Source organism: Arthrobacter sp. B10-11 (assembly GCF_033142195.1).
Classification (GTDB): domain Bacteria; phylum Actinomycetota; class Actinomycetes; order Actinomycetales; family Micrococcaceae; genus Arthrobacter; species Arthrobacter oryzae_C.
This window is the reverse complement of the sequence record NZ_JAWMTH010000005.1, coordinates 325,927-344,765: the sequence shown is the minus strand read 5'-3', so window position 1 is coordinate 344,765 and position 18,839 is coordinate 325,927. Positions and strand designations below refer to the sequence as shown.

17 protein-coding genes are annotated in these 18,839 nt (G+C 67.5%); 7 read left to right on the top strand and 10 right to left on the bottom strand.

What is annotated here, in order from left to right; translation table 11 throughout:
- Positions 1-37 precede the first annotated feature (37 nt).
- From RW112_RS16980 to RW112_RS16965, 4 genes are all read right to left on the bottom strand, one after another.
- Entirely contained in the window at positions 38-1,327 is a 1,290-nt protein-coding gene (locus RW112_RS16980; RefSeq protein ID WP_305940321.1) for a deoxyguanosinetriphosphate triphosphohydrolase, read from the bottom strand.
- Positions 1,320-2,498 carry a tRNA dihydrouridine synthase DusB gene (dusB, locus tag RW112_RS16975; RefSeq protein WP_317782881.1) on the bottom strand — a complete coding sequence of 393 codons (1,179 nt, stop codon included), beginning with the start codon at positions 2,496-2,498 and terminating at the stop codon, positions 1,320-1,322. Before dusB ends, RW112_RS16980 begins: the two co-directional genes overlap by 8 nt.
- 78 nt (positions 2,499-2,576) lie before the next feature.
- Positions 2,577-4,106 carry a YibE/F family protein gene (locus tag RW112_RS16970; RefSeq protein ID WP_317782880.1) on the bottom strand — a complete coding sequence of 510 codons (1,530 nt, stop codon included), beginning with the start codon at positions 4,104-4,106 and terminating at the stop codon, positions 2,577-2,579.
- A 26-nt stretch (positions 4,107-4,132) separates the two neighbouring features.
- Complete coding sequence (locus RW112_RS16965) at positions 4,133-5,506, bottom strand: FAD-binding oxidoreductase (RefSeq protein ID WP_317782879.1); 1,374 nt, start codon at positions 5,504-5,506, stop codon at positions 4,133-4,135.
- Positions 5,507-5,766: 260 nt separating this feature from the next.
- Here RW112_RS16965 and RW112_RS16960 point away from each other — a divergent pair, with 260 nt between their 5' ends.
- Genes RW112_RS16960 through RW112_RS16950 form a run of 3 tightly spaced genes read left to right on the top strand, consistent with a single transcriptional unit; the run spans position 5,767 to position 8,172 of the window.
- Entirely contained in the window at positions 5,767-6,495 is a 729-nt protein-coding gene (locus RW112_RS16960) for an alpha/beta hydrolase (RefSeq protein ID WP_317782878.1), read from the top strand.
- A gap of 2 nt (positions 6,496-6,497) precedes the next feature.
- Complete coding sequence (locus RW112_RS16955) at positions 6,498-7,322, top strand: DUF1295 domain-containing protein (protein ID WP_317782877.1); 825 nt, start codon at positions 6,498-6,500, stop codon at positions 7,320-7,322.
- 1 nt (position 7,323) lies between these two features.
- Positions 7,324-8,172 (top strand): lysophospholipid acyltransferase family protein, encoded by an 849-nt coding sequence (locus tag RW112_RS16950; protein ID WP_317782876.1) that lies wholly within the window; start codon positions 7,324-7,326, stop codon positions 8,170-8,172.
- 31 nt (positions 8,173-8,203) lie between these two features.
- Here RW112_RS16950 and RW112_RS16945 read toward each other — a convergent pair whose 3' ends face one another.
- The 3 genes from RW112_RS16945 to RW112_RS16935 form a co-directional block, all read right to left on the bottom strand.
- On the bottom strand, positions 8,204-9,214 hold the full coding sequence (locus RW112_RS16945) for a GNAT family N-acetyltransferase (protein ID WP_317782875.1): 1,011 nt from the start codon (positions 9,212-9,214) through the stop codon (positions 8,204-8,206).
- Between the two features lie 2 nt (positions 9,215-9,216).
- Entirely contained in the window at positions 9,217-10,602 is a 1,386-nt protein-coding gene (locus tag RW112_RS16940; RefSeq protein WP_043479986.1) for a glycine--tRNA ligase, read from the bottom strand.
- Between the two features lie 123 nt (positions 10,603-10,725).
- Positions 10,726-11,724 carry a DMT family transporter gene (locus tag RW112_RS16935; protein ID WP_317782874.1) on the bottom strand — a complete coding sequence of 333 codons (999 nt, stop codon included), beginning with the start codon at positions 11,722-11,724 and terminating at the stop codon, positions 10,726-10,728.
- Between the two features lie 32 nt (positions 11,725-11,756).
- Here RW112_RS16935 and RW112_RS16930 point away from each other — a divergent pair, with 32 nt between their 5' ends.
- Positions 11,757-11,993, top strand: a complete 237-nt coding sequence (locus RW112_RS16930; protein WP_317782873.1) for an RNA-binding S4 domain-containing protein — start codon at positions 11,757-11,759, stop codon at positions 11,991-11,993.
- 1 nt (position 11,994) lies between these two features.
- Here the strand turns inward: RW112_RS16930 and RW112_RS16925 are convergent, their stop codons facing one another.
- Entirely contained in the window at positions 11,995-12,645 is a 651-nt protein-coding gene (locus RW112_RS16925; RefSeq protein WP_317782872.1) for an alpha/beta hydrolase, read from the bottom strand.
- A 148-nt stretch (positions 12,646-12,793) separates the two neighbouring features.
- Between RW112_RS16925 and RW112_RS16920 the strand changes: the two genes are divergently transcribed.
- Genes RW112_RS16920 through RW112_RS16910 form a run of 3 tightly spaced genes read left to right on the top strand, consistent with a single transcriptional unit; the run spans position 12,794 to position 15,311 of the window.
- Positions 12,794-13,585, top strand: a complete 792-nt coding sequence (locus tag RW112_RS16920) for an SGNH/GDSL hydrolase family protein (RefSeq protein WP_317782951.1) — start codon at positions 12,794-12,796, stop codon at positions 13,583-13,585.
- A gap of 7 nt (positions 13,586-13,592) precedes the next feature.
- Positions 13,593-14,717, top strand: a complete 1,125-nt coding sequence (locus RW112_RS16915) for a winged helix DNA-binding domain-containing protein (protein ID WP_317782871.1) — start codon at positions 13,593-13,595, stop codon at positions 14,715-14,717.
- 27 nt (positions 14,718-14,744) lie between these two features.
- Complete coding sequence (locus RW112_RS16910; protein WP_317782870.1) at positions 14,745-15,311, top strand: hypothetical protein; 567 nt, start codon at positions 14,745-14,747, stop codon at positions 15,309-15,311.
- Positions 15,312-15,362: 51 nt separating this feature from the next.
- On the opposite strand, the gene RW112_RS16905 is transcribed toward RW112_RS16910, so the two are convergent.
- Both RW112_RS16905 and RW112_RS16900 read right to left on the bottom strand, forming a co-directional pair.
- Positions 15,363-16,769 carry an HNH endonuclease gene (locus tag RW112_RS16905; protein ID WP_317782869.1) on the bottom strand — a complete coding sequence of 469 codons (1,407 nt, stop codon included), beginning with the start codon at positions 16,767-16,769 and terminating at the stop codon, positions 15,363-15,365.
- A gap of 580 nt (positions 16,770-17,349) precedes the next feature.
- A complete protein-coding gene (locus tag RW112_RS16900; RefSeq protein ID WP_317782868.1) occupies positions 17,350-18,834 on the bottom strand; it encodes a CoA-acylating methylmalonate-semialdehyde dehydrogenase in 1,485 nt (494 codons plus the stop codon).
- Positions 18,835-18,839 lie beyond the last annotated feature (5 nt).

Here is an 18,839-nt window from a genome sequence, read left to right as displayed (position 1 = left end):
CTTGGGTACGACCGCCGGAGGCGCCATATGGCGGCCGTCACCACAGCGACGGCAGGCTGCCGACCAGCCGTTCGTACATGGCCAGCGCCGACCCGTCGGTGAGCGAGGCGACCTGGTCGATGACCACGCGCAGGCGGGCGCCGTCGTCGGCTGCGTCCCGCCAGTCAGCGGCGAACATCGGCTCCAGGTGGCGGTCTCCGGTGGCGTTCAGCGCGGTCACCAGGGCGTGCAGGACCTCGCGCTGGCGTTCGTAGATGGGCTGGCGGTGCTCGGTGGTCATCACGAAGGTGGTGGCCAGGCCCTTCATGACGGCGATTTCCATCACGGTTTCATCCGGCACCATCAGCTCGGCGTTGTACCGGGTGAGGTCTTCGGGACCGTAGACCGCCCGCGTGGTTTCCAGCGCACTCTGGCAGAACCTGCCGATCAGCTGGCTAGTCATGTTCTTGAGGGCGGCCATCGCCTTGCGGCTGCCGTCTGCTTCGCGCACCCAGACATCCGTGGCCTCGAGCCGGGCCAGGGCGGCGTCGATGGCTGCGGGATCGTTGTGCGGCAGGTACCACTGCTTGGCGTACCCCACCACGCGGGCACGGTGGTCCGGGTTGTCCATCCAGCGCAGCTGGAAGTGCCCTGCCACGATCGCGTCCTCGACGTCGTGCACCGAGTAGGAGATGTCGTCCGCGAGGTCCATGACCTGCGCTTCCAGGCAGGACCGGCGCTCCGGTGCACCCTCGCGGATCCAGTCGAAGATGGGAAGGTCGTCCTCGTAGGCGCCGAACTTGCTGGTCCGCTGCCCGTGGATCACCGGGGCGTTCAGTGCCGACCACGGGTATTTGGCGGCAGCGTCCAGGCTGGCGCGGGTGAGGTTCAGCCCGGCCGGTGTTCCGTCCGCAGCCAGCACTTTGGGTTCCAGCCGGGTCAGCAGCCGGAGCGTCTGGGCATTGCCTTCGAAGCCGCCGATTGCGTGCGCCATCTCGTTCAGCGCGGATTCCCCGTTGTGCCCGAACGGCGGGTGGCCGAGGTCATGGCTGAGGCAGGCGGTGTCCACGACGTCGGGATCGCAGCCCAGCGCCCGGCCCAGTTCGCGGCCCACCTGGGCCACTTCAAGGCTGTGCGTCAGCCGGGTGCGGACGAAGTCGTCGGTGTCCGGGGCAACCACCTGGGTCTTGGCGCCGAGCCGGCGCAGCGCGGACGAGTGCAGGACCCTCGCCCGGTCCCGTTCGAAGTCGGAGCGGTATGTGGTTTTGGGCGGTTCCTCCACCCACCGGGCGGAGTCATGGGCCTCGTAGCCCGGCAGCACCGGTGCTGTGGTCCGTGTTTCAGCCACCTGACACGTCCAGTTCCGCGGCGGCGATGTCTTGGGACTGTTCGGCGTTGAGCGCCCGGGATTCCAGCCAGTCCTTGGGCAGCGCCGGCTTCTTGGGGGAACCGGCACGGCCGCGGGGGCCCTCGGCGTCCACTCCGGGGTAGGGGGAATCCTGGTCCAGCTCGGCCAGCGTGTTTCGCAGGACTTCCAGGCTGGTGACCAGGGCCAGCCTGGTGCGCAGTTCCCCGCCCACCACATAGCCTTTGAAGTACCACGCCATGTGCTTCCGGATTTCACGCAGGGCCTTGCCTTCGTCGCCGAAGGTCTCCACCATGAGTTCCGCGTGCCGGTAGACGCCTTCCGCCACCTGCTGCAGGTTCGGTTTGTGGCGGGTGTCGCTGCCCTCGAAGGCCGCCTGGAGGTCCCCGAAGAGCCAAGGCCTGCCCTGGCAGCCGCGGCCCACCACCACGCCGTCGACGCCGGTCTCGCGGACCATGCGGACGGCGTCCTCCGCGGACCAGATGTCGCCGTTGCCCAGCACCGGGATGTCCGGCAGCGCCTCGCGCAGCCGTGCGATGGCGGACCAGTCCGCCTGGCCGGAATAGAACTGCGCCGCGGTGCGGCCGTGGAGGGCGACGGCGGCGACGCCGGCATCGCGCGCGATCCGGCCGGCGTCGAGGTACGTCAGGTGGTCCTCGTCGATGCCCTTGCGCATCTTGATGGTGAGCGGGACGTTTCCCTTGGACGCCTCTTTGACGGCCGTCTGGACGATCGAGGTGAACAGGTCGATCTTCCACGGCAGTGCGGAACCGCCGCCGCGCCGGGTCACCTTGGGCACCGGGCAGCCGAAGTTCAGGTCGATGTGGTCGGCCCGGTCTTCCTCCACGAGCATCCGCACTGCGGCGCCCACGGTCACCGGGTCCACGCCGTAGAGCTGGACGGACCGGACTTTTTCATCGTCGTCATGGGAGATGATGCGCAGCGACTCGGGCGTGCGTTCGACGAGGGCGCGGGAGGTGACCATCTCCGCCACATACATTCCGCCGCCGTATTCACGGCAGAGCCTGCGGAAAGCGGAGTTGGTGATGCCCGCCATGGGGGCCAGGATCACGGGGGTATCCACCGTGAGGGGTCCCAGCTTCAGGGGCGGGAGTTCCAGCTTGGGGGCGGGGGGCGTTGCTACGACAGTCACCTGTCCATTGTCGCAAAGCCGGGCAAATCGGCGAGCCGCCCGTCGAAATGCCCGTCCGACGGCGGCAGGTCCCCCCGGCTATTCCCCTTCGGCGGCGCGCCGGGCGCGCCGGCTGCCGGGCGGGGGCGCTCCGCCGGGTTCCCGCCCGGCGTCACGCGGGGCGGGCACACCGGCTGCGCGCGTCCGCTGGCCGCGCGATACGGACGCCGCCGCTGCGAGCGCGCCGGTGTCCCCGACGTCGTCGGGCGTTACGGGTGCACGCCCGGAGGCGGTGCCGCCCCCTTCGGGAACGGCAGGCTGCCTGATCCCCGTGGCCTTGACCACCAGCACCGCGATCAGCGTGGTGACCGGGATGGCCAGCACCAGCCCCACGGAACCGACGAGCGTCCTGATGACTTCCTCGGACAGTTCCGCACTGGTCAGCGCCTCGCCGAGGGGGCGGTCGTACAGCATCACGATGATGAGGATGGGCAGCGCCGCACCGGCGTAGGCAAAAGCGATGGTGTAGACGGTGGACGCAATGTGGTCGCGGCCGATCCGCATGGCCGAGGAGAAGAGCTGGCGGGCGCTTGTCTCCGGCGCGAGTTCGTAGAGTTCCCACACCGCGGAGGACTGGGTGATGGTGACGTCGTTCAGCACACCGAGTCCGGAAATGATCAGCCCGCACAGGATGATGCCGGAGATGGAGATGTTGTCCGAAATGTTCGCCAGCGTGGCGGCGTCATGGCTGCCGACGCCGGCCAGGTTTGCCGCGTCGGTGGCCCAGGCAGCCAGGAGCGCCGTGATGCCCAGCCCGAACATGGTGCCCAGCAAAGCCGTGGAGGTCCGTGCCGAGAAGCCGTGGGCGAAGTAGAGGACCCCGATCATGATCACGGTGGAACCCACCAGGGCAAGGAGCAGCGGCGGCTTTCCTTCCACCAGGCCGGGCAGCATGAACGTCACCAGCACGGCGTAGGCTCCCACGAGGCCGATCAGGGCCCGCAGCCCGCGCCAGCGCGCCACGGCGATCACCACGGCGGCGTAAAGAACGGCCAGCAGGATGATGGGCAAGGTGCGGACAAAGTCCACAAAGATGTAGGCGGGCGAACCCTGCCCCGCTGACGCGCCCTGGGCGTTGGAAAGGTTCAGGTAGCGGATGTCGTCCCCCACCTTGACGCCGTGGGATTTCACCACGTCGGGGTTGATCACCACCTTGACCGGGTTCCCCCCTTTGTCCGGCTCAGTGAAGGCGAAGGTGCACTCGCTCCCCTGCTGGGCCGTGCCCTGGCCCGTGCTGTCCTGTCCCGTGCTGTCCTGTCCCGTGCTGTCCTGTCCCGTTCCGGGCTGGGCGGCGCCGCCCTGGGCGCTGCCCTGCGTGCAGCTTTCCACCACCACCCGCTGGATCGTGCCGGTGTCGAACGTCACGCCGGGCGCCGCCGCGTACGGGCTGGCCAGCTTCAGGTCCTCCTTGTTCCCGGACGGCCACATCATCGCCATGGCCGCCAGGGTCAGGAGCGTCAGCGGAATCAGCACCGCCGCCAAAAGCCAGTTGGCCCGTTTGCGGGCCGCCAGGGCCCGGGGTGTCGGCTCCGAATGATCTGTGTGACCGTGCGGGTGTCCGGCACTCATCAGCAGTAAAACCTCATCCCTGCACTCTACTGGGGCTTGATGTTCTGGTTGACACGGAACAGGTTGCCCGGATCGTACTTGCCCTTGATCTCCTGCAAGCGGCCGTAATTGGGTCCATAGTTTTCCGCGACCTTCGACAAGTCATCGCCATCCATGAAATTGATGTAGCCCGCCGTCTCTGAGTAGGGCTGCAGCGCCGCCGCGAAGTCCCGCACCCAGGCGATGTTCGCCGCGCTTTCCGCGGGATCCGCCCAATGGCATGCAATGACCGGGGAGAACCTGGCGTTCCGGTTGGGGAAGGCCGTGTCCGCAATTCCCACATCGTGCACGGCGCCGTCGATCGGGTAGATGTGCACCGCGGTCTGTATGCTAGGCACCCGCTTTCCGAACTCCGCATGGGCGTTGATGGCGCCGTCGTTGAGTTCCGTCAGGAAGGCCGCCTTCCAGTAGGCGAGCAGCCCCTTGGGGTACATCCCGTCGAAGGCCGAATTCAGAGCAGGGTAGGGCATCGGCCCCACCATCGACCCCGCCACCGGCGCAGCATCAAGGAACGGCTGCCAGCGGGCCGGTCCTTCGGCCGGGTCGCCTGTCCACATACCCACGACGATGCAGACCGGCTTCCCGTGCCACTCCTCGGGAAGGAACGGAACCGGCGGCCCCTGGTGGAAAGCGAGGAAAGCGCCGAACTCCCGCGGGGCCGCCGCAATGTACTCGCGGTAGAACTTCGCGACGGTTTCGGCGTGCTCCAGCGGGTGGATAATGATGCCGGCGTGAACCATATCCACGGGATGCAGGCGGAATTCCAGCGAAGTCACGACGCCGAAGTTGCCGCTGCCACCGCGCAGCGCCCAGAAAAGATCCTCGTTCTCGGTTTCACTGGCCGTGAGGAACTTCCCCTCTGCGGTGACGACGTCGGCGGAGAGGAGGTTGTCGCAGCTGAGGCCGTATTTCCGGTCCAGGTACCCGATGCCTCCGCCGAGGGTCAGCCCCGATACGCCGGTTGAACCGACGATGCCGCCGGTGGTGGCCAGCCCGAAGGCATGCGTGGCGTGATTGAAGTCGGCCCACGTTGCGCCTGCCTCCGTCCTTGCCGTTTTGCCGGCGGGATCGACCCTGACGCCCCTGGTGGCGGAAAAGTCGACGACCACCGCATCGTCCGCTGTACCAAATCCGGGTCCGCTGTGGCCGCCGCCCCGGATGGCGACGGGCATGCCGTTGTCCCTGGCGTAGTTGACGGCAGCGATGACGTCCGCCACCTGGGATACCCGCACCACGGCAGCGGGCCGCTTGTCGATCATTCCGTTGTGGACCGCGCGGGCAGAGTCGTAGTCCGGGTCGTCCGGTGTGATCACTTGCCCCCGCACCTGTTCCCGCAGCGCATCGAGCGATTGTGCGTTCATTTTCCAGTACCGCCGATCCTCGTCGATTATGGATCCGGCCGCCCACGTCGCCTCCCATCCGGGTTCGGAGACCGGAGCTTACGCGTCCGGCCTACTCCTCTCGGCAGGCGCCGTCAAGGGCAAATTGCTGGTTGCGGCCCATCGGCCATCTTCCCGCCCGGCGGCTTCGAATGCCCTGTGTAAGCCGGAATGCCGGGCGGGGAACTAAACACCCGGACCCGCGGGTTTATAACTGTAGGACGAGGAGTCTGGAGGCCCGCATGGGTAATAGCAGGAATGTCGAAGGAAGTACCAAGCCTGTACTCACCGTGCAGGAGGCTGCGGGGGTCACTCGAGGCGTGGCCTTGGTCCTGCACGGCGGCCGCTCGCACAGCTACGAGCCCGTGGAGGCCCGCCACCTCAGCCCCGCCCGCATGGTGCCTTTCGCAAAGCAACTGCACCGCGCCGGCTCCAAACACGGGCTTGCAGTCTGGACGCTGCGGAACAGCGTACGCGGCTGGAACGGACCGGACATGTCGCCGCTGCAGGATGCCCGCTGGGCGCTCGCCCGGATCCATGAGGAGCACCCCGGAGTTCCTGTGTACCTGCTGGGGCACTCAATGGGCGGCCTGACTGCGATTTGCGCTGCCGACGATCCCCAGGTGGACGCCGTCGTGGCCCTGGCCCCCTGGCTGAACGCCGAGACGCCGGCCGGGAACGTGGCCGGACGCAAGGTGCTGATTGTCCACGGCTCCAGGGACCGTTGGACAAGCCCCGCCCAATCACTCAAGTTTGCCCGGCGTGCCGCTGACCGGGCTGACGAGCTGCACTACGTCTCGCTGGCCGGTGCAGGGCACTTCATGTTCCGCAAGGTCGGGCTGTGGCATGCGCTGGCCACCGGCTTCGTCCTCAAGGCCTTCGCCGAAACCACCGGCGCGGAACCGGGCGGCGCGGCACGCTTTGACGCGCTGCTGCCCGCCACCTCCCCCGGCATTCCGGTGGTGCTCTGACCATGGCCGATTTTCCCGTGAACGACTTCCTGGCCAGCCTGCCCTGGACTGCCCTGGCCGTGGCAGGGGTCCTGGCGGTCACCTTCGCCGTGGCCGTGGCCCAGAAGAGGCACTCGGTGATGGACGTGGCCTGGGGGCCCGGTTTCGTTGCCGTGGCCGCGGTCTCGTGGCTGCTGTCAGCCGGAACGGGCGACGACGGCCGGCGCCTCCTCCTCGTCCTGCTGACGGGGCTGTGGGGGCTCCGCCTCGGAACGCACATCGGCTGGCGCGCCCGCGGCGGCCATGAGGACCCGCGCTATGAGGCAATGCTCAGCGATGCCCCCGGCTCCCGCAATGTGTACGCACTGCGCCGCGTCTACCTGCCCCAGGGCGTCGTGATGTTCTTCGTCTCCCTCACGGTGCAGGTAGGGATGTTCGCTACCGGCTCCCTGGGCTGGCTTGCCCTTCTGGGCGTGGTGCTGTGGGTCGTGGGTTTTGTGTTCGAGACCGTGGGTGACTGGCAGCTTGCGCAGTTCAAGAAGGACCCGGCCAACAAGGGAACCGTGCTGAACACGGGGCTGTGGCGCTACACCCGCCACCCCAACTACTTCGGCGACGCCGCCGTCTGGACCGGCCTGTTCCTGATTGCCGCCGACTCCTGGCCCGGTGTCCTCACCATCCTGTCCCCGGCCCTGATGGTGTGGGCACTGGCAGGCAAGACAGGGAAGCCGCTCACGGAGAAGGCGATGTCCGCGCGGCCGGGCTACAAGGAATACGTCGAATCGACGTCGGGCTTTATCCCATGGCCGCATCGCCGTCCGGCTGGCGGTCAGCCGGGCGGACGCTGACATGCCGTGGCGGCCGCAGCCCAATGACCGCTTCTACCGCTTCATTGTCCGCACCGGGCTGGCGCTGCACCGGCTCTTCGGGATCCGTGTGATCATCACGGGCCGGGAACACCTGCCGCCGCCGGGAGCACTGAACGGACCGTCCCGCAGGGTGGTTCCGGGCCAGGGGGCCGTCGTCGCCATCACCCACTTCGGGTACCTCGATTTTGCCTTTGCCGAACTGGCGCTGTGGTGGAACAACCGGGCCGAGATGCGGTACCTGGTCACGCAGGGCGCGGCCGACCACTGGTTCGCGGGTCCCGCCATCAGCGCCGCCGGGCACGTGGTGGTGCCCTACGGCCCGGGCAGCGGTGCCTACGACGCCGCCGTCGCGAAACTCCGCGAGGGGGAAATCATCGCGGTCCTTCCCGAAGCGGGCGTGAGCCGCAGCTTCACGGTCCGCGACTGCAAGACCGGAGCGGTCCGGATGGCGGCCGAAGCCGGCGTGCCCTTGATTCCCGTCTCGGTGTGGGGAGCGCACCGGCTGATGACCCGCCATCACGGGTTCTCTCCGCGCCGCGCCTGGCGGGCGCCCGTGCGGATCCATGTGGGCCGGCCGCTGCTGCCCGCCCACCTGCCCGGCCCCGCCCAGGACGCCCAGCCTGCCACCGAAGAACTCAGGACAGTCCTGCAGGCCGGGATCGACACGGCCATCGCGGACTTCCCGCTCACACCGCCGCGCGGGGCGTGGTGGATGCCCGCACACCTGGGCGGCGGCGCCCCCACGGAAGCGGAACGCCGGCGGCTGGACCGGGCCGAGGGGCCGCGCCGGGCGGGAGGCAGGCGGATTAAGCAAGCCGGCCCGCAGTAGCGGACTACTGCGGGCCGGCATTCTCCGGCGCCTAGGCCGGGTCGGAAACCACCAGGGTTTCGGTACCCCGGAGGGTGGCCTTGCCGTTATCCAGCAACGGTTCGACGACGGCGCGCAGCGCGGTCATCGAGTCGTCCAGTTCCAGCACCACCGGGTGCTGGAACGCAATGAGTGCCAGCAGGTCGCGCACTGCGGCTCGGGCTTCCTCGTCCGACAGCTTCGGCTCATGGCCGACGAACACGTCCGTGGGCTGGCCCGACGCGGAACCTTCGCCGCCCGCTGCCGGGTGCTCCCCGCCGGGTACGAACTCCGCATAGCTGATGGCGAACGCCTCGAGCCTGCCCTTCCTGCTGGCCGGAACGCCCTGGCCGAAAGCGCTGGCCTTCGGCGCCCGCAGCACAATGGCGCCGTGCGCACCGCTGAGTTCGTCCAGGAACAGGCGCTGCACCGTGCCGATGCTGAGTTCGCCCGGGCTGTCCCAGCCGTGGACGGCGGTGTAGTACCGGCCCACGACGTCGCTGAGCTCCACGGAGCCGGTAGCCAGGTCCTCGATCTGTTCGGACGCCGCGGCCTCGGACCCGTCGCCGAACACCGGAAGCTTGAGTGCCCCCGGCTCCACCACCACGAGCCGTGAGCGCTGGATCGGGGCCAGGCCGGCGGCCTCGGCGAAAGCGGCTCCGGGCGTGCCCGGTTCCACTTTGGTCCGGAGCCGGGAAACGCCCGACGGCGCCTGGCCGGCTTCGTGCCGGAGCATGGTCAGCAGGGTGGAGCCGACGCCGGCGCGGCGGTGGTCCTTCGCGACCTCAATGTAGGCCCAGAGCCGCTCGGGGTGCAGGGATGCCTCGTGGACCACGGCAGCGGCGACCGGAATGGCCACGCCGTCGACGACGTCCTCGGCCACGATGCAGCGGCGCCATGGCGAGTTGCCCGAGGGCGCCAGGGTGCCGCGGAACTGCCGGGCCTGCTCAGTCTCCGGGCCTCCCCAGAGTTCGAGCAGCGCAAGGTCATCGCCCTCGCGCCATTCACGGTATTCGATGGCCATGCTCAGGCGCCGATCAGCCGCGCGGCCAGGTAGCCCTCCACCTTGTCCAGGGAAACGCGCTCCTGGCTCATGGTGTCGCGTTCACGGATGGTGACGGCCTGGTCCTCGAGGGTGTCGAAGTCCACGGTGATGCAGAACGGGGTGCCGATCTCGTCCTGGCGGCGGTAGCGGCGGCCGATGGCGCCGGCGTCGTCGAAGTCGATGTTCCAGTTCTTGCGCAGCTGGGCGCCCAGGGCCTTGGCCTTCGGCGACAGGTCCTCGTTGCGGCTCAGCGGCAGCACGGCGGCCTTGACCGGAGCCAGGCGCGGGTCCAGCTTCAGCACGGTGCGGACGTCCACGCCGCCCTTGGCGTTGGGGGCCTCGTCCTCGGTGTAGGCGTCAATGAGGAACGCCATGAAGGACCGGGTCAGGCCGGCCGCGGGCTCGATCACGTACGGCGTGTAGCGCTCGTTGGTGGCCTGGTTGAAGTAGCTCAGGTCATGGCCGGAAGCCTTGGAGTGCGTGGAGAGGTCGAAGTCGGTGCGGTTGGCGATGCCTTCGAGTTCGCCCCACTCCGAGCCCTGGAAGCCGAAGCGGTATTCGATGTCCGTGGTGCCCTTGGAGTAGTGGCTCAGCTTCTCCAGCGGGTGCTCGAAGAAGCGGAGGTTCTCGGCTTTGAGGCCCAGGCCTGTGTACCAGTCCATGCGTTCCTTCATCCAGTACTGGTGCCACTGCTCGTCCGTGCCCGGCTCAACGAAGAATTCCATCTCCATCTGCTCGAATTCACGCGTGCGGAAGATGAAGTTTCCGGGCGTGATCTCGTTGCGGAAGGACTTGCCGATCTGGCCGATGCCGAACGGCGGCTTCTTCCGGGACGTGGTGAGGACGTTGTTGAAGTTCACAAAGATGCCCTGCGCGGTTTCCGGGCGCAGGTAGTGCATGCCTTCCTCGTTGGCCACCGGGCCGAGGAAGGTCTTGAGCAGGCCGGAGAACTCCTGGGGTTCGGTCCATTCGCCGCGGGTGCCGCAGTTGGCGCACGCGATGTCCTTCAGGCCGTTCTCGGCGGGCCGGCCCTTCTTTTCCTCGTACTCTTCCTCGAGGTGGTCGGCACGGTAGCGCTTGTGGCAGGAGAGGCACTCCACCAGCGGATCGGAAAAGACCTCCACGTGGCCGGACGCTTCCCAGACCTGGCGGGGAAGGATCACGGAGGAATCCAGGCCCACCACGTCCTCGCGGCCGCGGACCACGGACTGCCACCACTGGCGCTTGATGTTTTCCTTCAGCTCGGCGCCGAGGGGCCCGTAGTCCCAGGCAGAACGGGAGCCACCATAGATTTCACCGGCCTGGAAAACGAAGCCCCTCCTCTTGGAGAGGGAGATGACCTGGTCGAGAACGGATTTTGCTGCCATGGGAACTCCAATTTCTACAGGGCCGCTGGGTGCGGTCCGCGCGGTTTCTAGGCCCCAGTCCCCGGCTGGTTGCCGGGCGGGGCGGTGCGAAGGAAAGATGTGCAGGAAGCTGCGTGTCCTAGCCTACCGGCCCGGCTGCCGCTTGAGGGCGCCCCGCGGCCACGGAAGCGTGGCCAGCACGATGGCGCCGAGGGTCAGGATCGTGCCGAGGACGGTGGGCAGGGCAACCACCGTGCCGGGTGCGGGAAAGGCCAAATCCAGGCCCAGCGAACCCAGCAGCTGGCCGGCAATCATGCCCAGCCCGGTGACCAGGACTCCCAGGCTCCTGACCAGCAGCGCCCCAAGCCCGATGAAGGCGCAGCCCATCGGGCCGCCGAGGTAGTACCACCACTCCGGGGGCAGTCCGTTGCCGGGCCCGGCAACGGCCACCTTGATCAGCCACGCCAGCCACAGCACCGTGGCGCCGGAGACGAAGTTCACCAGGGTGGCCGCAATGGGAGTGCCGTAGTGCACGGTGGCGGTCCCGTTCATGGCCTGCTGGAAGCTCATCAGGAAACCGGCCAGGACGGGCAGGATCACCGGTAGGAGCAGCCGGCCCGGGTCCGCACCGCTGTCGCCCGCGCCGCCGGCACCGCCAAACCGCGGGGACACCGCCCACGCGACGGCGGCGATGGTCAGCACGGTGCCGAGGACCCGGATCCCGGTGACGGACTTCTTGCCGGCAGGGCCGATGCCGAGCCGGTCCACCAGCAGCCCGCTCAGCGTCTGCCCGGTGACCGTGGCCACGGTAAACAGCGCCACCCCGAGCAGGCCCACAGTGAAGGACTGGGCAAAAACAAAGAAGGCGCCGATGCCGCCGGCCATTGCGTAGACCGGTGGAAAACGGCGTTCGCGGAGCGCGGGCAGGATCTGCGCCAGTCCGCGGCGTCCCCGCGGCAGGACCAGCGAGACCACAATCATCACCACCAGGCCAGTGGTGAAACTCACCACAGCGGCGGCTATGCCGTCGTTCAACCGGGCGCCCAGCGCGCCGTTGATCCGGCCCTGGACGGGGATGGCGAGTCCGGCGGCCACGGCCATCGGCAGTCCTGCAATGAGTGGGAGACGGGGTGAATGGGTCACTGGATTCACCTTACGTCAGGCATCATTGCTGTATGAGCACCCCGGAAATCGAAGAGATCCCCATCCGCGACGACATGATCCGCCTGGGCCAGCTGCTGAAGCTCGCCAACCTCGTGGAGGACGGCGTTGAGGCCACGGAGCTGATCAAGAACGGGCTGGTCAAAGTCAACGGCGAGATCGATGACCGCCGCGGCCGGCAGCTGCACCACGGCGACACTGTCACCGCTAACGGCCGGACCGTGCGGATCCTGACACCCGCGGGCTCCTGAGCTACTTCGTCAGCACCTCGTGGGTGAGGAACTCGGAAACGTGGCCGATCTCCTGCTGGTTGATCCCGTGCCACATCCCTGTGTAGAGGACCTTCGTCAGCTTCACGTGCTTCCGCACCCAGCCCATGGTGTATTCGATCTTGTCCTGGGTGATGACGGGGTCCTGCTGGTCGCGACCCCAGAACAGCGGGACGCTGCCGTCCAGTTCGTCGTCGCGGAAAGTCGGGTCCCCTCCGGCGTTCACCGCAAAGCCGGAAAGCCCGACGACGGCGGCAAAGTCCGTTGGGCGCTGCCGTAGCAGCGTGGTGGCCATCGCCATCCCCATCGAGAACCCGAGCAACGTGACGGACGGGTGGTCGCCTTTGACGCCGTCGAGCCAGTCCAGCACAAAGGCGGCGGCGTCCTTGACCGCATCCAGCGAATACTCCGCGGAGTCCGTCAGCGGGAACCACGTAAAGCCCGGACCCATGGCAATAGGGGCCCGGACGGATACCACGGCGAAATCTCCGGGCAACAGGTCGGACAGGCTGAGCAGGTCCTTCTCATTCGCACCGTAGCCGTGCAGCAGGACCAGCAGGGGCTTACCCGAGCGCTCTTGGTCAGGAGTGGACCACAGGACAACAGGGGCAGTGGAAACTTCGGCTTCAGTCATGGAACCATTCTTGCAGTTACCGCCCGGTAACAACCTACGGTGGCGTAGCTTTGGCTTCACGAGGCAGGATGGAAACGTGAGCGAAACTGAAGCCATTCCGAACCCGCAGGACACCGTTGATGCCCACCCCTGGGGCCGGTACGTTGCCATGGGAGACTCCTTCACCGAGGGCATCGGCGACCCGGAACCCGAAAGCCCCGGCGGGCACCGCGGCTGGGCGGACCGCGTGGCCGAGGAACTGAGCCGTGGCCACACAGATTTTGCCTACGCAAACCTGGCGGTGCGCGGCCGGCTGCTTGAACAGATTGTTGACCAGCAGTTGGCCCCCTGCCTGGCCCTCAAGCCGGACCTGGTGACGCTTTCGGCCGGAGGCAACGACCTCATCCGGCCCGGCGGGGACCCTGACGCGCTGGCCGAAAAGCTGGATTCGGTGGTGCACATCCTCAGCCTGGGCGGCGCCACGGTGGTGCTGTTCAACGGACCGGACACCGGGTCATCCGTCCTGGGCCGGGTCCGCAGCAAGATCGCCATCTACAACGAGAACCTCAGGACCGTGGCCGCCCGGCACGACGCCGTCATCGCAGACATGTGGTCCCTTCGCCAGCTCGGCAATCCGCAGATGTGGGACCAGGACCGGCTGCACTTCTCCCCGTTGGGCCACCACACCATCGCTTCGATGGTGCTTGATTCGCTCAACATCAACCACACCTTGGAGCCGCTCTCCCCCAAGCCCCTGCCCCAGCGAAGCTGGCGCCAGGCGCGGTCCGGGGACCTGGTGTGGGCGCGCGAATACTTCGTTCCCTGGGTTGTCCGCCGGCTGCGCCATCAATCATCCGGCGACGGCGTCACGGCCAAGCGGCCGACGCCCGGTCCGGTGTTCGGTCCCGGGATGCCGCTGGGCTCGGGCGAAGCGCCGGGATTCGAGTCCGAACGGGGGTAGTGCGCGGGTGGACGCCGACGACGTCGTTCGGCTGCGGCTGCGGCAGCAGCAGCTCCGTCCTCCGCGCGCGGTTTCGGCCGAAGCCGCCCTGAAGAACCTGTTGGCTGTCCAGTCACAGGAGTTTGCGTATGCCCGGTGGTCGCTGGCGCAGCGCACGGCGGGGGCCACCGCCGCCGACGTCGAACAGGCAGTGGCCGACGGCCGGATCCTCCGAACGCATATCCTGCGGCCCACCTGGCATTTCGTGCACCGGGATGACCTTCGCTGGCTGCTGGCGCTCTCCGCGCCCCGGCTGCACCGGGGAAACGGCGCCATCTACCGCGAGACGGGCATCGATGCGGACGCGGCGTCCCGGAGCGCGCGCGTCCTGGGTGCCGCGGTGGCCGGCGGCGCCCACAAAACCCGGGAGCAGCTCGCTGCGGAACTGCACCGGCACGGATTTGCGGGCAAAGGCCTGGAGCTCGCGTACCTGGTCATGCACGCGGAGGTCAGTGGCGTCCTGACGAGCGGAACACCCGTGCGAAGTGCAAGCGGCGCACTGAAGCAGACCTACGCACTTTTCGAGGAACGCGTCCCGCCGTCAACGGGAGGGCCCGTCGACCGTCCTGCCGCGCTGGCCGAACTGGTCCGCCGCTATTTCCGCAGCCGCGGACCGGCAACCGTGAAGGACTGTGCCGACTGGTCCGGGCTCACCGTCACCGACATCCGGCTGGGCCTCGGCCTGGCGCTGGAAGCCGATCCCGGCCAGCTCGAAACAACCGTGCTTGACGGTCTGGGGTTCTACTTCAGCTTGGCCGAGGTGCCTCCCGGGCCTGGTGCAGGGCAGGGCGGGCACCCCCGAATCGACCTGGTTCAGTGCTACGACGAATACATCATGGGCTATTCACAGTCACGGTATTTCCTGGGCGGCCGTGCCCCGGCCCGTCCTGACGGCAGCACGCCGATGCATGTAGTGCTTAGGGAGGGCAGGATGATCGGCTCGTGGCGCCATGTCCTGCGTCCCGGACGCTGTGAGCTGGATATCCGCACCGATCGGGAGCCCGGGGCTGCCGGCAACAGCGCGATTGATGCGGCAGTGGCCGAGTACGGGACGTTCCTGGGAGTGCCTGCGGCGGGGCGGGGGTTAAACTGAAAGGACACTTCTGAGAGGCCCTCCCCCGTGAACAACGTGTTCTTCTGGATCATCGTCCTGTCGTTCCTGATTCCCTTCGCCATGCGCATGTACCGGAAGCGCGTGGGCAGGAACCAGAACCAGGACTTCAACGGCCAGTATCCCGGCCAGTTCCCGGGTCAGTTTCCCGGGCAGCAGCCGGGGCGCCCGAATAACCAGCCGCGTGACGGTTACACCCAGCAGGATTACTTCGGCGGCGGCTTCCGGCAACTCGGCGGCCGGCAGCAGCCTCCGCTCGACCAGCCGTATCAGGACCCCCGATTCCCGGCCCCCGGCTACCCGAATCAGGGCTACCCGAACCCGGGCTACCAGAACCCGGGCTACCCGGCTCCGGGCGGCCCCGGGCAGGTCCCTTACGAGGACAGCCCTGAGTATCCGGCCAACCAGTCACGCCAGGAACCGCAGCAGCCGTCCGCCCCGGCAACTCCGCCGCCGCCGTCGGCCCCCCAGGGTTTCCGCGCGCGGAAACTGGCCGAGCTCGACCAGCAGTACAGCAACGGCGAAATCGCCATGGAGGAATACATGGCCCGGCGTGACGAGATCATGAACGGTTAGTCGCCGTCGCATAGCAGCCGTCGCACCGACTCCTCATGCTGGGCCGTTTCTTCAGGCTGCCAGTGGGCTGAGGCGCGTGCGTTTCAGGATCTTCGCGCGGTGCAGAAGTTCGCGTCTCTGGCGACGGCTCAGCGGCACTGGCGTGCCGGGTGATGATGTCCCGGGCAGCGGCGGGGCGGTCGACCGGTACGAGTGCCCGGTCGGAGTCTGGACCTGCAGGGTGTGCCGTGGCCCAGGCCTTGGTTCGGCATGCCAACCGGGAGATTCTTTGGCGTAGTTACAGGATTCGCAGGGCCCGCTGCCGTTGCTGTGGCTGGTGGGTCCGCCGTGGTGCCACGCAACAATGTGGTCGTGGTGGCGGATCGGCGCATCGCAGTAGGGCGTGCGGCATGTGTCATCCCGGGCTTGGATGAAACGGCGCAGCCCGTCCGGGAAGAGCCTGGCACGGGAATCCATCGCCACCAGCTCCCCCGTCCCCGGGGCGGTATAGAGCCTGCGCAGCCAGGTAGTCAACGCCGCGTCACACTGGCCGCCGCCCCCATCTTGCTGCAACCCTGCAACCGCGGCCCTGGCCCAGCCTGCAGGGACGACTCCGTACCCGGCCAAGCGCGCAGGTTCGCTGTCCCCTTGGAACAGAGTGCGATCGGTCATCACGAGCTGGATCTCGATGCCGCCGATCCCCCCGGAGGTGCCCGTGATCCGGTCGACGAGGTCATCGGCCATGATCTGTCCGCGGGAGCGGGTGTCTCCGCCCGAGCGCAGGGCGTCCGCCTGCCGCGTGAGCGCAGCGTGGACGGCTACGCCGACAGTAACCGGGAGCAGTGCGGTCAAATAGCACATGGTGTCCGGAGCCGGACGAAGTCTCACGTGCCGGTCGGAAACGGCGTTGCGGGCACGGTTGACCACGGAGTGAGGGTCCAGCCGATAGGCCGCTGTCCGGGCTGCCGCGATAATGGTCCGGTCCCCGGCGCCTGCCAGGGTGCCGGTGTCTGCGGCGAGCTGTTCATCAACGGCGCACCGGTCCGCCGCAGACAGGCAGGCGGTTTCCTTCACCAGCAGGGTGGCGCGCCACTCATTGAGCTGCCCCGTCCGGAGGGCCGCCAGGGTGTGGGGCATCTCCGTTACAAGGGCTTTCGCCATGCCGAGCAAGCGTCCGCCGCGGGCGGGCGATTCACCACGGGCCAAAGCGATCTGGGCGGCGACGCCTTTGCCGAGTTCATCTGCCGGAAGCCCGGCCTCAGTCTGGGCGCAGCGCTGCCGGACATCGAACGCGACCGAGTCGCGGGCCTGCATCGCGGCAGCGGCCGACTTCAGCTCTTCCAGATCCCGTAGCTGGTCAATCAGGGCGGCGCTGTCGTTGCAGGGGCGGATCGCGGCCAAGAGACCTATGAGGTCCCTGACCGTGATCCCGCGGCCAGTCTCGTCCGGAGCCTCTCCCGACCCCCAGTTGCCTTCCATGACTGAAGTCTGGCAGTGACCACCGACAATTTAGTGCCCCGGGGAAGTCTGCCCTGCGTCGGTCCTTGGCTGACCAGCTAGGGCATGTCTCCTTATTGGCGTACTGTCCTCTAGTGGAATCACCCCAACGGTGCTTTCGTTGACCTATACAGCTACAGCTGGAGAGTCATATGAAACGTCATCTGGATTCTAAGAATGTTCGCCAGGTTCTTGCTCTCTCACTCGCGATAGTGGCTTCCTTGGTTCTCTTACTGGTTCCCATGTACACCCAGGTAAAACTAACGTCTGGCGGGCAAGAGCAGGTTAGCCATCCGACCCTGGTTGAAACAGTAGGGCCATCCATCTTCGTGCCGTTGCTCATCCCCGTGGCCCTGACCGCGCTACCTCTCCTGACAAGAGGACGCACGCGGACTCCAGTATCGGTCGCGACGACTGTCGTTCTTGTTGTCTTCGTAGTCATCGGCTCCGCAAGCATCGGCTGGTTCTACGTCCCCGCCATGGCCGCCGCGGTAGCCGCGGTTGTTACTTCGATAGGCAGCCACGGCTCCATCCAGCGAACACCTGATTTAAGAGACACACGCTAGTCCACCTGCGGGAAGCCGAGGTCGATCACCGAAGTGGACGGGTCCGGCCAGCGGGTGGTGACGACCTTGCCGCGGGTGTAGAAGCGGATGCTGTCCGGTCCGTACATGTGGGTGTCCCCGAACAGCGAGTTCTTCCAGCCGCCGAACGAGAACGTCCCCACCGGAACCGGGATGGGCACGTTGACGCCCACCATGCCGGCCTCGACGTCGAACTCGAACTGGCGCGCCGCGCCGCCGTCGCGCGTGAAGATGGCCACGCCGTTGCCGAACTCATTGTCGTTCACCAGCTTGACGGCGTCGCTGTAGCTGTCCGCCCGGACCACCGACAGCACGGGACCGAAGATTTCGTCGTCGTACACCTTCATGCCCGGCTTCACGTGATCCACCAGGCTGACCCCGATGAAGAAGCCGTCCGAGTCGAATTCGTGCTCGCGGCCGTCCACCACAACCGTGGCACCCTCGTCCGCTGCGCCGGCCACGTAGGAGGCAACCCTGTCCCGGTGTTCCTTGGTGATCAGGGGTCCCATCTGCGAGGCAGGGTCCGTTCCCGGACCGATCTTGAGGTCTGCCATGCGCGTGGAAATGGCCTTGACCAGGTCGTCCGCAATATTGCCCACCGCCACCAGCACGGAGACGGCCATGCACCGTTCCCCGGCAGAGCCGTAGGCGGCCGACACGGCGGCATCGGCCGCCATGTCCAGGTCCGCGTCCGGCAGGACCACCATGTGGTTCTTGGCACCGCCCAGCGCCTGGACGCGCTTGCCGTGGTCGGCCGCCCGCTTGTAGATGGACTGCGCGATCGGGGTGGAGCCCACGAAGCTGACAGCCTTGACGCCGGGGTGTTCCAGCAGGACGTCCACAGCCTCCTTGTCGCCGTGGACCACGTTGAGAACGCCCGCCGGCAGGCCCGCCTCCGCGAAGACCTCAGCGATGAAAACGGCCGACGACGGGTCCTTCTCGCTGGGCTTCAGGAGGACGGTGTTGCCGCAGGCCAGTGCGCTGCCGATCATCCACAGCGGCACCATGGCCGGAAAGTTGAACGGTGTGATGCACGCGACCACGCCCACCGGCTGGCGCACCGAGTGCACGTCCACGCCGCTGGAAACCTGCTCCGAGCGTTCACCCTTGAGCATGTGCGCGAGCCCGGTGGCGAACTCGATGTTTTCGAGGCCACGGGAGATCTCGCCTTCAGCGTCGGAAAGCACCTTGCCGTGCTCGCTGGTCAGGATGGCCGCCAGCTCGGACTTGCGCTGGGTCAGGAGTTCCCGCACGCGGAAGAAGATGTTGGTGCGCTTGGCCAGGCTGGTGGCCCGCCAGCCAGGCAGGGCGGCCTGGGCTGCGGCGATGGCTTCCTCCACGCGCGAGGCCGAGGCAAGCGCCACCTCTTTGTCCTGCGCGCCGGTGGCGGGGTTGAAGACGGGGCCGAAACGGTCGGCGTCGCTGATCCGGGCGCCGTTGATGAAGTGCGGGATGCGTTCCATGGGAA